The organism is Stenotrophomonas sp. 93052_Sma (assembly GCF_056481145.1).
Genome location: NZ_CM151134.1, coordinates 3,233,805 through 3,248,439 on the forward strand (window position 1 = coordinate 3,233,805; position 14,635 = coordinate 3,248,439).

General features: G+C 66.1%; 8 protein-coding genes and 2 pseudogenes. 3 read left to right on the forward strand and 7 right to left on the reverse strand.

Annotation, left to right across the window (positions count from 1 at the left end; all coding sequences use genetic code 11):
* Positions 1-64: 64 nt before the first annotated feature.
* From ACZK2V_RS15245 to lpdA, 3 genes are all read left to right on the forward strand, one after another.
* Positions 65-2,896, forward strand: a complete 2,832-nt coding sequence (locus tag ACZK2V_RS15245) for a 2-oxoglutarate dehydrogenase E1 component (RefSeq protein WP_486322560.1) — start codon at positions 65-67, stop codon at positions 2,894-2,896.
* Between the two features lie 40 nt (positions 2,897-2,936).
* Positions 2,937-4,139 (forward strand): dihydrolipoyllysine-residue succinyltransferase, encoded by a 1,203-nt coding sequence (gene sucB / locus ACZK2V_RS15250; protein WP_049420906.1) that lies wholly within the window; start codon positions 2,937-2,939, stop codon positions 4,137-4,139.
* Positions 4,140-4,202: 63 nt separating this feature from the next.
* Positions 4,203-5,639 carry a dihydrolipoyl dehydrogenase gene (gene lpdA / locus ACZK2V_RS15255; protein WP_008264626.1) on the forward strand — a complete coding sequence of 479 codons (1,437 nt, stop codon included), beginning with the start codon at positions 4,203-4,205 and terminating at the stop codon, positions 5,637-5,639.
* 149 nt (positions 5,640-5,788) lie between these two features.
* Here the strand turns inward: lpdA and ACZK2V_RS15260 are convergent, their stop codons facing one another.
* The 7 genes and pseudogenes from ACZK2V_RS15260 to asnB all read right to left on the reverse strand — a co-directional run bounded on the left by ACZK2V_RS15260 (position 5,789) and on the right by asnB (position 14,632).
* A complete protein-coding gene (locus tag ACZK2V_RS15260; protein ID WP_049420905.1) occupies positions 5,789-6,034 on the reverse strand; it encodes a hypothetical protein in 246 nt (81 codons plus the stop codon).
* Positions 6,031-6,241: pseudogene (locus ACZK2V_RS15265) on the reverse strand (hypothetical protein). Before ACZK2V_RS15265 ends, ACZK2V_RS15260 begins: the two are co-directional and overlap by 4 nt.
* Positions 6,242-6,408: 167 nt before the next feature.
* Positions 6,409-7,998: an alkaline phosphatase D family protein gene (locus tag ACZK2V_RS15270; protein ID WP_201116791.1), complete on the reverse strand. Its 1,590-nt coding sequence runs from the start codon at positions 7,996-7,998 to the stop codon at positions 6,409-6,411.
* The gene (locus ACZK2V_RS15275) at positions 7,998-10,241 is read right to left on the reverse strand and encodes a TonB-dependent receptor family protein (protein ID WP_201116793.1); all 2,244 of its coding nucleotides are present in this window, start codon (positions 10,239-10,241) and stop codon (positions 7,998-8,000) included. The genes ACZK2V_RS15270 and ACZK2V_RS15275 overlap by 1 nt, the downstream gene beginning before the upstream one ends.
* A gap of 173 nt (positions 10,242-10,414) precedes the next feature.
* Entirely contained in the window at positions 10,415-11,851 is a 1,437-nt protein-coding gene (locus tag ACZK2V_RS15280) for a replicative DNA helicase (RefSeq protein WP_032129633.1), read from the reverse strand.
* A gap of 212 nt (positions 11,852-12,063) precedes the next feature.
* Positions 12,064-12,624 carry an NADPH-dependent FMN reductase gene (locus tag ACZK2V_RS15285; RefSeq protein ID WP_486322561.1) on the reverse strand — a complete coding sequence of 187 codons (561 nt, stop codon included), beginning with the start codon at positions 12,622-12,624 and terminating at the stop codon, positions 12,064-12,066.
* Positions 12,625-12,690: 66 nt separating this feature from the next.
* A pseudogene (gene asnB / locus ACZK2V_RS15290) lies at positions 12,691-14,632 on the reverse strand (asparagine synthase (glutamine-hydrolyzing)).
* Positions 14,633-14,635 lie beyond the last annotated feature (3 nt).

Sequence of the window (14,635 nt, forward strand, 5' to 3'; positions counted from 1 at the left end):
TATTCATCTTCCTGCCGGGTCCTTCTGAAGCCATACCCCACAAAGCGAATCAACACCCTCCATCGTGGACAATCAACTGAAGCAGTTTGCGCAATCTTCGCAACTCGCCGGCGGCAACGCCTCCTATGTCGAGGACCTGTACGAGCAGTACCTGGTCTCCCCGGATAGTGTCGATCCCAAATGGAAAACCTACTTCGACGGCTTCAAGGGCCGTGAAGCAGGTGACATTCCGCACTCGGCCGTCATCTCCCACATTGCGGACGCGGCCAAGGATGCGCTGAAGGCCGGTACCGGCAACGGTGCAGGCGACGAGCGCGAGCGCAATGTCGGTCGTCTGATCACTGCCTACCGTTCGCGCGGCCACCTGGACGCCCGCCTCGATCCGCTGGGCCTGGCCGCACCGGTCAACACCCCGGACCTGGGCCTGCCGTTCCACAGCCTGTCCGATGGCGACCTCAACAGCGAGTTCAGCACCGGCGGCGTCGGTGGCCAGCCGCGCATGAAGCTGCGCGACCTGCTGGCACGCCTGAAGGCGACCTACACCGGCTCGATCGGTGCGGAGTTCATGCACATCTCCGAGGTCGAGCAGCGCCAGTGGATCTACAAGAAGCTGGAACTGGCCGGTGGCAACTACCAGCTGGACGCTGATACCCAGCGCCGCACCCTGGAGCGCCTGACCGCAGCTGAAGGCCTGGAGCGCTACCTGCACACCAAGTACGTCGGCCAGAAGCGCTTCTCGCTGGAAGGCGGCGACTCGCTGATCCCGATGATGGACACCATCATCCGCAGCGCCGGCAAGGATGGCGTCAAGGACGTGGTGATCGGCATGGCCCACCGCGGCCGCCTGAACGTGCTGGTCAACACCCTCGGCAAGAACCCGCGCAAGCTGTTCGACGAGTTCGAAGGCAAGTTCGAGCACGACGAGCACGCTTCTGCCGGCGACGTGAAGTACCACATGGGCTTCTCCGCCGACGTGGCTACCGACGGCGGCCCGGTGCACCTGGCGCTGGCGTTCAACCCGTCGCACCTGGAAATCGCCGACCCGGTCGTGGCCGGTTCCGTGCGTTCGCGCCAGGAGCGCCGCAAGGACACCGCGCGCAAGCAGGTCATGCCCATCCTGATCCACGGCGACGCGGCCTTCTCCGGCCAGGGCGTGGTCATGGAACTGTTCCAGATGTCGCAGGCCCGCGGCTTCGCCGTCGGCGGCACCGTGCACATCGTGGTCAACAACCAGGTCGGCTTCACCACCTCCAACCCGCTGGATACGCGTTCCACGCGCTATGCCACCGACGTGGCGAAGATGATCGCCGCCCCGGTGCTGCACGTGAACGGCGATGATCCGGAAGCAGTTGTGTTCGCCGCGCAGCTGGCCTTCGAGTTCCGCCAGAAGTTCGCCAAGGACGTGGTCATCGACCTGATGTGCTACCGCCGCTGGGGCCACAACGAGGCCGACGAACCGGCGATCACCCAGCCGCTGATGTACCAGGTGATCCGCAAGCACGCCACCACCCGCGAGATGTACGCCGAGCAGCTGGAAAAGGCGGGCGTGATCGCCGCCGGTGCCGGCAAGGCGATGGTCGATGCTTACCGCGAGAAGCTGGATGCCGGTGAAGTGACCACCGAGCTGGCCAAGGTCGAGAAGACCCCGCCGACCAGCCCGCTGTTCGTCGATTGGCCGAAGCTGCTGGAAGGCAAGCTGTCCGACCCGATCTCGACCAAGGTCGAGAAGAACAAGCTGGTCGAGCTGGCCAAGCTGATCAACACCATTCCGGACGAAGTGCAGCTGCACTCGCGCGTGGCCAAGGTCTACGACGACCGCCGCAAGATGGCCGCCGGCGAGATCCCGGGCGACTGGGGCTTTGCCGAGAACCTGGCCTACGCCACCCTGCTCGACGAAGGCCATGCACTGCGCCTGGTCGGCCAGGACGTGGGCCGCGGTACGTTCACGCACCGACACGCGATCCTGCACGACCAGAAGACCGACAACTACTACATGCCGCTGCGGCAGCTGGTGGATTCGCCGGAGAAGGCCACCGTCATCGATTCGCTGCTGAGCGAAGAAGCGGTGATGGCCTACGAGTACGGCTTCTCGACCACCGATCCGAACACGCTGTGCATCTGGGAAGGCCAGTTCGGCGACTTCGCCAACGGCGCCCAGGTGGTGATCGACCAGTTCATCGCCGCCGGTGAGGCCAAGTGGGGCCGCATTTCCGGCCTGACCCTGCTGCTGCCGCATGGCTATGAAGGTCAAGGCCCGGAACACAGCTCGGCGCGCCTGGAGCGCTTCCTGCAGCTGTGCGCGCTGGAAAACATGCTGGTGGTCGTGCCGTCGACCCCGGCACAGGCCTTCCACATGCTGCGCCGCCAGCTGCACCTGACCACCCGCAAGCCGCTGGTGGTGATGTCGCCGAAGTCGCTGCTGCGCCACAAGCTGGCCGTGTCGACCCTGGACGAACTGGCCAACGGCGAGTTCCAGCACCTGATCGGCGACGCCAATGCGGACGCCAAGAAGGTCAAGCGCGTGGTGCTGTGCTCGGGCAAGGTCTACTACGACCTGCTGGAAGACCAGACCAAGCGTGGCCAGGACGACGTGGCGATCATCCGCGTGGAGCAGCTGTACCCGTTCCCGCGTGCGCTGCTGGCTGCCGAACTGAAGAAGTACGGCAAGGCCACCGACGTGGTGTGGACGCAGGAAGAACCGCAGAACCAGGGTGCGTGGTACCAGATCCGCCACCACCTGCAGTTCTGCCTGGCCGATGGCCAGAACCTGCATTACGCCGGTCGCGCACGTTCGGCTTCGCCGGCTGCCGGTCACATGGCTGACCACGTCCGCGAACAGCAGCAGCTGGTCGCCGATGCACTGGTCAACCCGTTCAACGACACGTTCGCTGAATAATCCTCCCCCTATTTAGAAGACAAACCAGGAAGCTCCCGCAATGGCCACCGAAGTCAAAGCCCCGGTACTGCCCGAATCCGTCGCCGACGGCACCATCGCCACCTGGCACAAGAAGGTGGGCGACGCCGTCAAGCGCGACGAAAACCTGCTTGACCTGGAAACCGACAAGGTCGTCCTGGAAGTGCCGTCGCCGGTCGACGGCGTGCTCAAGGAAATCAAGTTTGCCGAAGGTTCGACCGTGACCTCCAGCCAGGTCGTGGCGATCATCGAGGAAGGCGCCGTCGCAGCTGCCCCGGCCCCGGCCGCTGAAGCCGCTCCGGCTGCCGCTGCGGCCCCGGCCGCCGCTGCGCCGGCCGCAGCCGCTGCCCCGGCCCCGGCTGCCAAGTCGGCTGCCGACGCGCTGCCGCCGGGCGCCCGCTTCACCGCCATCACCGAAGGCGTGAACCCGGCCGACGTCGACGGCACCGGTCGTCGCGGCGCGGTGACCAAGGAAGACATCGTCAACTTCGCCCGCAACGGCGGCGCCGGCAAGGCCGGTGGCGCACGTCCGGAAGAGCGCGTGCCGATGACCCGCATCCGCAAGCGCATCGCCGAGCGCCTGATGGAGTCGAAGAACTCCACCGCCATGCTGACCACCTTCAACGAAGTCGACCTGTCCAAGGTGTCGGCGGCGCGCAAGGAACTGCAGGACGAGTTCGTCAAGGCACACGGCATCAAGCTGGGCTTCATGAGCTTCTTCGTGAAGGCCGCTGCCAACGCGCTGCAGCGCTTCCCGCTGGTCAACGCCTCGATCGACGGCGACGACATCATCTACCACGGCTACTCGGACATCTCGATCGCGGTGTCGACCGAAAAGGGCCTGGTCACGCCGGTCCTGCGCAACGTCGAGCGCATGTCGTTCGCCGACATCGAGAAGACCATCGCCGACTACGCCAAGAAGGCCCGTGACGGCAAGCTGGGCCTGGAAGAACTGCAGGGCGGCACCTTCACCGTGACCAACGGCGGCACCTTCGGTTCGCTGCTGTCGACCCCGATCATCAACCCGCCGCAGAGCGCCATCCTGGGCATGCATGCCATCAAGGAACGTCCGATCGCCCAGAACGGCCAGGTCGTGATCGCGCCGATGATGTACCTGGCGCTGTCGTACGACCACCGCATCATCGACGGCAAGGATTCGGTGCAGTTCCTGGTGGACATCAAGAACCAGCTGGAAAACCCGGGCCGCATGCTGTTCGGCCTGTAAGACACCTCCCGCCCCTCCGCGCCTGCGCGGAGGGGTTCTGGTAATGCATCAAGGAATAATTCAATGGCTGAACAATTCGACGTCGTCGTCATCGGTGCCGGCCCGGCCGGTTACCACGCTGCCATCCGCGCGGCCCAGCTGGGCCTGAAGACCGCCTGCATCGACGCAGCGCTGGGCAAGGACGGCAAGCCGGCACTGGGCGGCACCTGCCTGCGCGTGGGCTGCATCCCGTCCAAGGCGCTGCTGGATTCCTCGCGCCAGTTCTGGAATATGGGCCACATCTTTGGCGACCACGGCATCAGCTTCAAGGATGCCAAGATCGACGTCGAGGCGATGGTTGGCCGCAAGGACAAGATCGTCAAGCAGTTCACCGGCGGCATCGGCATGCTGTTCAAGGCCAACAAGGTGGCCGCCTATTATGGTTTTGGCGAGCTGCAGCCGGGCAACGTGGTCAAGGTCACCCAGCATGACGGTTCCATCGTCGAGCTGAAGGGCACCAACGTCATCATCGCGGCCGGTTCGGATTCGATCGAACTGCCGTTCGCCAAGTTCGACGGCGAGACCATCGTCGACAACGTCGGCGGCCTGGACTTCACCGAAGTGCCGAACCGCCTGGCGGTGATCGGCGCCGGTGTGATCGGCCTGGAACTGGGCAGCGTGTGGAAGCGCCTGGGCGCTGAAGTCACCATCCTGGAAGCACTGCCGGAGTTCCTGGCCGTGGCCGACGCCGAAGTGGCCAAGACCGCTGCCAAGGAATTCAAGAAGCAGGGCCTGGACATCCGCCTCGGCGCCAAGGTCTCCAAGACCGAGATCACCGGCAAGGGCAAGAAGAAGGAAGTCGTTGTCACCTACACCGACAGCGAAGGCGAAAAGACCCTGACCGTGGACAAGCTGCTGGTGGCCGTTGGCCGTCGCGCCGCCACCAAGGGCCTGCTGGCCGAAGGCACCGGCGTCAAGATCAACGAGCGCGGCCAGATCGAAGTCGATGCGCACTGCCACACCGGCGTCAACGGCGTGTGGGCGGTCGGCGACTGCGTGCGCGGCCCGATGCTGGCGCACAAGGGCTTCGAGGAAGGCATCGCGGTGGCTGAGCTGATCGCCGGCCTGCCGGGCCACGTCAACTTCGACACCATCCCGTGGGTCATCTACACCGAGCCGGAACTGGCCTGGGTCGGCAAGACCGAAGCCCAGCTGAAGGCCGAAGGCATTCCGTACAAGGCTGGCAGCTTCCCGTTCGCCGCCAACGGTCGCGCCGTGGCGATGATCGAGCCGGCAGGCTTCGTGAAGATCCTGGCCCATGCCGAAACCGATCGCATCCTCGGCATGCACCTGGTCGGCGCCAACGTCTCCGAGCTGGTGCACGAAGGCGTGCTGACCATGGAGTTCAGCGGCTCGGCCGATGACCTGGCCCGCATCTGCCACGCCCACCCGTCGCTGTCGGAAGTGATCCACGACGCAGCAATGGCGGTCAGCAAGCGCGCCATCCACAAGGCGAACTGATCTGCACCCAGGTGGGTGCCGACCGTTGGTCGGCGCACTCCAGCAATCAAAAAACCCCGCCTCGGCGGGGTTTTTTGATTGCGCTGATGATGTAGAGCCGAGCCCACGCTCGGCTATCCCGGGAAAAGCAGCCGAGCATCGGCTCGGCGCTACACCTTTCCAGCCGGCTTCTTCGGCGGATCGTCACAGATGCGGTGCTGGACCACGGTTTCACCGCCCTTCCACTCCTTCACCACCCGGCAGCGCTCCTTGGGTTTGACCGCCTTGGCCGCTGCAGCATCCGCCTCATCGGCAGCGGCGGCCTGCTGGCGTTCCAGCCATGCGGACGGCGGCACCGGTGTGGCCAGTACCGGACCCGCAAGCAGGACCAGACCCACCAGCAACACCGTCCTCATGCAGCCACCGCCCGGCCACCGAGCAGGCGCGCCGGCAGCATGAACAGCGCGCAGGAACGCGAACAGGGCCGAGAAGGTGATGCCGACCAGGCGGAACGGCAGGCTCAGCAGCCACACGAACGGCCAGGCGATCAGGGCGAGGATCGCCAGCGGCCAGCACAGAACGAACAGCAGGCACCACACACCGAGCGCGAACAGGGTCTTCATCACGGTCTCCTTGTGGCGGCACCTTGCCGCCTTCGGACACCTTGGCGCCGCGCCCCACCGCCGGCAAACGGTTTGCGACGAAACCGGGCTGGGGGCGATGAAACCGGTGGTGGGGAAACCGGAGATTGATCAGGTTGCCGGCCAGCGGCCGGCACTACCGAATGGATTCACACCGGGACTGCGCCCGGGCGGCCGTGGGTCACCTGGAAGCGCGCCGCGGTGCGAACCGTCGCATCCGCACGCAGCACGCTGTCGGCGAAGCGCAGCTCCGCATCCAGGGTCTGCCGGTTCAGCTGCAGCTTCCACCAGCCACGGCGGTCGCCGTCGAAATAGCGGATGTGCGGGTTCTGCGGAATCGACGGACCGTAGTACGGGCCATAGGGCGTGTCGTCGCCGCCACTGCTGATCGCCGGGGCGATGAATTCGGTGGCCACGACCGGCGCACTGGCGGCATCGAAGTCCAGCTTCAGGTCGTTGACGAAGGTGGAATGCCAGTCACCACCGAGCACGATGGCATTGCCCTGCCCGCCGGCCTGCATCACCTGCAGCAACCGTTTGCGTGCGGCGGGATAGCCATCCCAGGCGTCATTCCAGAAGCGCTCGCGTGGCGTCCCACCGTCCAGCCGCAGCTGCGCCATCAGCAACTGCTGCACCACCACGTTCCACCGCGTGCCCTGCGCGGCCGCCATCGACTGCGCGAACCACGCCTCCTGGCCCGTGCCGAGCATGCTCACGCGCGGGTCCAGTGCAGCATCGCAGCGTGGCGACTCGCCCACGCCACAGGGATTGGCCGGGCGGAACTGGCGGCAATCGAGCAGGGTCAGCTGTGCCAGATCGCCGTAGCGCAGGCGCCGATGCACGCGCAGGCCGCCGTTGCCCGCAGGTGTGCTGCGCATCGGCAGATGCTCGTAGAACGCGCGGTAGGCGGCGGCGCGGCGGATGATGAAGTCCTCCGTTGATACGCCGGGCTTTTCCGGGTGGACGCCGGAGTAGTCGTTCTGCACCTCGTGGTCATCCCAGATCACCGCGAACGCATGCGCGGCGTGCGCAGCCTGCAGATCCGGATCGAGCTTGTACAGCGCGTACTGGTCGCGGTAGCGCTCCAGGCTGACGGTCTCGCCGCTGAAACGCTCGGCGTCCAGTGTGCGGCCGCGCGCGTTCTGCAGCGGGCTGTATTCGTACAGGTAGTCACCGGCATGCAGCACCAGGTCGACATCGCTCTGCGCGATATCGCGCAGGACCGGGTAGTAGCCGCTGTTCCAGGCCTGGCAGGTGCACAGGGCCAACCGAAGCTGCTGCAGTTGCGTGTCCAGCGGCGGCGCGGTGCGGAAGTGGCCGACCGCGCTTTCCTCGTCGCCGTCGCAGGCGAAACGGTAGTAGTAGTCGCGGCCTGGGCGCAGGCCGATTACCTCCACGTGCACCGAATGGGCCAGCTCGGGCACCGCGGCCGCAGTCCCCCGCTGCACCAGCCGGCGCATGCCCGGGTCCTCGGCCACGAACCAGCGCACCGGCACCGCCCGCGACGGCATGCCGCCGCCATTGAGCGGGTCCGGTGCCAGCCGCGTCCACAATACGGCCCCCTGTGGATCCGGATCACCGGCGGCGACACCGAGGGTGAACGGATCGCGCCCCAGCCGCGGCCGTGGGCCGGCCGTGGCCAGCCCCGGCATCGCCGCCAGCGCGATCGCCGCCCCCGTGCCCTGCCACGCCATGCGCAGCAGGCGACGACGGCTTTCCGGATCGACAGGGCCGCGCATCAGAAGCGAACGGTAGCGGTGGCCATCACCTGGCGCGGCGCGCCGACCTGCATGGTCGCCAGGCTGCGGGTCGGGTCAGCGGCGTAGGTGCCATTGGTGTTGATCGAGGACAGGTAGCGCTTGTCGGTCAGGTTGGTCAGGTTCAGCGCTACGGTCAGGTTCTGCGCCGGGCCGAGCTTGCCGAAGTCATAGGCCGCCGAGGCGTTGACCAGCCAGTAGCTCGGCACCGACACATCGTTGGTATAGGTCACGTAGCGCTTGCCGACATGGTTGGCGGCCAGGCGCAGGTCCCACGGGCCCGGGGTCCACGCCAGGGTGCTGGCGAACATCCATTCCGGGGTGTCGACGGTCGTCTTGCCGCGGGTCGGCACCACGCCGTTGTTCACGTAGTCGTTGTCGTAGGTGCTGTCATTCCAGGACAGCGCATTGGACCAGGTCAGGTCCTGCATCGGCTTCAGCTGCAGGGTCGCCTCGGCGCCGCGGCTGGTCACCGACCCGACGTTGGAGAACAGTGCCGGGCAACCGAGGATGCCCACGCACTGCGCGATGGCCAGCAGGCGGTTGTCGAACTTGACGTCGTACACCGCCACCGAGGCTTCATAGCCGCGGCCGTAGCCACGCCAACCCAGCTCGATGGTGCGCGACTGTTCCGGCTTCAGGTTCTTCGCGCTGGCATCGAAGGCGGCCTGCGGCACATTGAACGGGCTGCCCACGCCCAGCGCATAGGCGGCGATGTTCTTGGCGAACGAACCGAAGATCTCGTTGCCTTCGTTGAGCTTGAAGTTGAAGCCGGCCTGCGGCAGCAGACCCTTCTTCGAGGTCAGGCTGCTGTTGTTGGCATAGCTGCCCAGCGGCGTGCGCACGCTGGTACGGGTGTGCGGCGACTTCGCACCGATGTCGATGGTCAGGCGATCATCGAACAGGCGGAAGCGGTCCTGCACGTAGAACTGGCGGGTGATGGTGGTGTAGCGCTGGTGCCACACGCGCTGGTCCGGGTTGCGCAGGAAGAAGTCGTCGGTGATCGGGCCGTCGATGTAGTAGAAGTTGCGCTGCACGCTGTGGCCGTTGTCCTCGTACCAGAGGCCCGCTTCCAGTTCGTGGCCACCGACGTTCCAGGTGAACGCCGAGGTCACGCCGGTACGGTCGATCGCGTACTCGGTGGTGCGGATCGAGATCGGAATCTCCCGGCTGGTGCCCGGGTTGGACGGATTGGACGGGCTGAACCAGTGGCCCTGGCCACGGTTGCTGTGGTTGTAGACATTGACCTTCAAGCGCATCGACTCGTTCAGGCCGAAATCACCGGCAATGCTGGACAGGTCATCGTTGCGCAGGCCGTGGCCGGAGTAGTACGCATCCCACGGGCTGTTGACGCCGCCGCTGAACTTGCCGCGTGCGGCGGCGACGGCGCGATCCCAGTCCGGCGCGTAGTTGTCCCAGTCCCAGCCGAGGCGATCGATCATTTCCAGCGACAGATCCTGGTAATCGGCCTCGACCCGGCGCGAGGCGTTGAACAGCGCGGTGATCTTGCTGTCCGTTCCGAAGTTGTAGGTGGCCTTGCCGTTGAACTGCTTCAGCTCCTGCGAGCCCTTGCCCTTCCACTTGTCACCTTCCGAATACACGCCGGACAGGTAGGCGGCAAAGCCCTGGTGCTCGCCGGTATCGAGGCGTGCATAGCTGCGGCGTGCGCTGTCACTACCAAAGCTCTGTGCCAGCACGACCCCATACTCGGTGGACGGATCGATCGAGTAGAACTGGAACACGCCGCCAAGGTTGCTGGTGGACGGTGTACCCAGTGCGCCGATGCCGGTGGAGACCTCCGCACCGCCCAGGTTCTCGCTGATCACCGCGCGGCTGATGTGCAGGCCGTTGCTGTTGCCATAGGCCATGTTGCCCAACGGGATGCCATCGACGGTGTAGCCCAGGCGGTTCTGGTTGAAGCCACGCAGGCTGATGGTGGTGGACCATTCGTAGGCGCCGGTGGCATCGGCCGATTCGAAATGCACGCCCGGCTTGGTTGCAAGCAGCTTCAGCGGATTGGCACCCGGCGGCAGCACCTTCAAGTCCTCGGCGGTCACGCGCTGCACCTGGCGCGCTTCACCGCGGCCGATCACCGAGACCGAATCGAGGGTGGTGGCCGACTGTGCGTCGGTGGCGGGGGCGGTTTCAGCGGCAGCCAGCGACGGCAGCGAAGCACAGACCAGCAGGGCCAGCAGATTGCGGCGGAGCGGAGCGTGGGACGGCATGGGGGCGGATTCCTTGGGCACGCTGGACGCCGAAGGGCGGCGTCGAAGGGCAGCAGCGGCGGAATCGTAAAAGCGTCGCGTTACATGTCATTTACACGCCACATACGGACGTTCGGCGTTTCGAATGGTTTGCCGGCCGTGGGGTGGTTGCCGGCCAGCGGCCGGCACTACGGCTATTCGAATGAACCGACCGAGTCGTGGGCCAGGTTGTCGAAGCGGGTGTACTCGCCGAAGAACTTCAGCTTGCACGACCCGGTCGGGCCACCACGGTGCTTGCCGATGATGATCTCGGCCAGGCCCTTGTCCGGCGAATTTTCCTTGTTGTAGTAATCGTCGCGGTAGATGAAGACGATCATGTCCGCATCCTGCTCGATTGCGCCCGATTCGCGAAGATCGGCCATCACCGGGCGCTTGTCGGTACGCGTTTCCAGCGAGCGGTTGAGCTGCGACAGCGCGATCACCGGCACGTGCAGTTCCTTGGCCAGGCCCTTCAGCGAACGCGAGATCTCCGAGATTTCGGTCGCGCGGTTTTCGCTGTTGCCCGGCACGCTCATCAGCTGCAGGTAGTCGATCACCACCAGGCCCAGATCATGCTCGCGCTTGAGGCGGCGGCACTTGGAACGCAGCACTTCCGGCGACACGCCAGGCGTGTCGTCGATGAAGATCTTGGTTTCCTTCAGCATCTTGATCGCGCTGGTGACGCGGCTCCAGTCCTCGTCTTCCAGCTGGCCGGTACGCAGGCGCTGCGCGTTGATGCGGCCGTTGGAGGAAATCAGGCGCATCGCCAGCTGCGATGCCGACATTTCCATCGAGAACACCGCCACGCCCTTCTTCGACTTGATCGCCGCGTACTCGGCGATGTTCAGTGCGAAAGTGGTCTTGCCCATGGCCGGGCGCGCGGCAAGGATGATCAGATCGGTCGGCTGCAGGCCGGAGGTCATCGCATCGAAATCGTTGTAGCCGGTCGGCAGGCCGGTGATGTTGCCGCCGTTCTCGAAGCGGCTGCGCAGCTCTTCGAAGGCATCCTTCAATGCACCGGGCATCGCCACGAAATCGGTACGGCCGCGTGCGCCCTGTTCGGCGATGGCGAACACGCTCTTTTCCGCCGAGGCCAGCAGCTCGCTGCTCTCTCGTCCCTCGGGCTGGAAGCCGTCGTTGACGATGTCGGTACCCACCTGGATCAGCTGCCGCAGCACCGCCTTGTCACGCACGATCTCGGCGTAGGCCACGATGTTGGCCGCCGACGGCGTGGTACTGGCCAGTTCGATCAGGTAGGCACCATCGCCCACCAGTTCCATCTTGCCCTGCGATTCGAACCACTCGCCCAGGGTCACCGCATCGAACGGCCGCTCGCGCTCGGACAGCTCACGGATCGCGCGATAGATCATCTGGTGGTCGCGGCGGTAGAAATCGCCTTCGGTCAGCTGGTCATTGACCCGGTCATAGGCCTCAGGGGCCAGCATCAGGCCACCCAGCACCGCCTGCTCGGCTTCCACCGAATGGGGCGGTACCCGCAACTGGTCGATGCGCGACTCGTCGCGATCGCGATCGCGATCGAAGCCATCACCGCGCTCTCTGCGGTTGGAACGGAAGCCGGGGCGAGCGGACATGCTGCGGTGTTTCCTGCGAAAGTGGGCCGGACGAGTGTAGGCATGCGCCGACCCCGGCGGCCATGGACAAGCCTGTGGATAAGCCGTGGAGAAACGGGGGATATCCGCCGGTGCCTGGCCAGACTGGCGTGGGAGCGTCGCACTGCCTGCGACGGGCGCCATTGCGGCACCCGAGCGGACATTATCGCAGATGGGGCTGGCAACCGCTGGCGTCAATCGCCCTTGACGTGAACCGCGATCAGCGCCAGGAACCGGTCCACGTAGCCCTGCAGGAATTTCTGCGTGCCTTCATTGTGGACCGTGCCATCGGCATCGATCAGGCTGTCCTTGAAATGAATGAACGCCTCGGGCTGGCCGAGCACGTGCATGTCCAGGAAGGCCAGGCTGTTGCGCAGGTGCTGCTGGGCCACGGCGGTGCCGATCTGGCCGATGGAGGCGCCGATCACCGCCGCCGGTTTGCCGGCAAACGCGCTGTCACCGTAGGGGCGCGAGCCGATATCGATGGCGTTCTTCAGCACGCCCGGCACCGACCGGTTGTATTCCGGGGTCACGAACAGCACCGCATCGGCGGCACGGACCTGGTCCTTCAGCCGGGTACCCTGCGCCGGATAGTGGCCATCGAAGTCCTGGTCGTACAGCGGCAGATCACCGATCTGCACGTACTGGAAGCGCGCACGGTCGCCGGCAATCTTCTCCAGCGCATGGGCCAGTTTGCGGTTGCAGGAATCCTTGCGCAGGCTGCCGACGAACACGGCGATAGTGGGGACGGACATCGGGACATACTCCTCACGGTGCGGGAGGCCCAGCCTAGTCGCCGGGCCCTTGCATGCCGGTGAAGATCAGCCGCCGGTCACGCCCGCGCGCACCTGCCGCCAATGCGCCTGCCAGGCCTGGAACATCAGCACGTTCCACAGATGGGTATGCCACTTGCGTTGGCCGCCGAGGAACTGCTGCCACAGCGGCTGTACCGCGGCCGCCGACAGCACGCCCTCCTGCTCCAGCCGCGCGGGCTGCAGCAGGTCTTCGGCCCACGGCCGCAGGTCGCCCTTCAGCCAGTCACTGACCGGCGCGCCGAAACCACGCTTGGGCCGGTGCACCATCGACTGCGGTACATAGCGGCCCAGCACGCGCTTGAGCAGCACCTTGCTGGTGGTTTCACTGCGCTTGAAGCCCAGCGGCAGCGACCAGGCGAACTCGGCCACGCGAGAATCCAACAGCGGTGCGCGGGCTTCCAGGCTGACCGCCATCGAGGTGCGGTCGACCTTGCACAGCAGGTCATCCGGCAGGTAGGTCACGTAATCGGCCAGCATCATCGCATCGGCCGGTGTGCCGGCACCGTGCAACGGGTCGGCCAGGTCGTAGAAGCTGCCCGCGGCCTGCGCCCCGGGCACTGCCGCCGCCGGGTCGCGCCAGCGCGAGATGCGGTTGCGGTACACGTCACCGATGCCACGCGCACCGGACTCGGCCAGCAGCGCGGCCAGGCCGCCGGTACGCGAGGCCTCGCCCTGCTGCTGGGAGCGCGCCCATCCAGCGCCGCAGCGGCCCCGGCACACGGCCCAGCATCTGCCAGTTGCGCAGCGCGCGTACATAGCGGGTATAGCCGAAGAACAGCTCGTCGCCACCATCGCCGGACAGCGCCACGGTCACGCCCTGCCGCGCCAGGCGGGCGACCAGCGCGGTCGGCACCTGCGAGGCATCGGCGAAGGGTTCGTCGAACATCGCCGGCAACTGCGGCACCACCGCCAACGCATCGGCACCGCTGACGTAGAGTTCAGTGTGGTCGCAGCCCAGATGCGCGGCCAGTTCCTTGGCCAGCGGCGCCTCGTCGTGGCCCGAACCGGTGAACCCGATGCTGAAGCTGTGCACCGGCTGGCCACTTTGTGCCTGCATCAGCGCGGCCACCAGCGACGAATCGGTGCCGCCGGACAGGAACACGCCCACCGGCACGTCGGCCACCATGCGCAGCGCCACCGCGTCACGCAGCAGCCCGTCCAGCTGCTCCTCGGCTTCCTCGATGCGGCCCTGGAACGGCGCAGCCAGCGCCGCTTGCATGCGTGCACGGGCATCCCAGTACGGGCGCTGCGCCTGCTCCGGGCGATGCGCGGCCGCACCCGCCGCCACGGCTTCCGCATCCAGGCGCAGCACGCGCCCGGGCATCAATTTGTAGCAGCGCTGGTGGATGCTGTGCGGCGCCGGAATGTAATCCAGCCGCAGCAGCAGCGTCAGGGCGTCACGGTCGATGTCGTTGTCGAAGGCCGGGTGCTGCCACAGCGCCTTCAGTTCCGAACCGAACACCAAGGTGTCGCCGGCCCAACCGTAGTACAGCGGCTTCTTGCCGACACGGTCGCGGGCCAGCCACAGGCACTGCTCCTGGCGGTCCCACAGCGCAATGGCGAACATGCCGTTGCAGCGCTGCAGGGTGTCTTCCATCCCCCATTGCAGAATCGCTGCCAGCATCACCTCGGTGTCGGAGTGCCCACGGAAGGCGTGTCCCAGCGGCTCCAGTTCGGCACGCAGGGCGGCGAAGTTGTAGACCTCGCCGTTGTAAGCCATCACGTAGCGACCATCGGACGAGGCCATCGGCTGGTGGCCCAGCGGCGACAGGTCGAGAATGCTCAGCCGACGGTGCGCCAGCGCGATGCCGGCCCCGGCATCGACCCAGCTGCCGCCATCATCCGGCCCGCGGTGGTGCAGCGCCTCGCCCATGGCCAGGACCTGCGCCTGCAGCACCTCGGCCGACGCCACCGGCGCCGGCAACAACATTCCCGCCAATCCACACATACA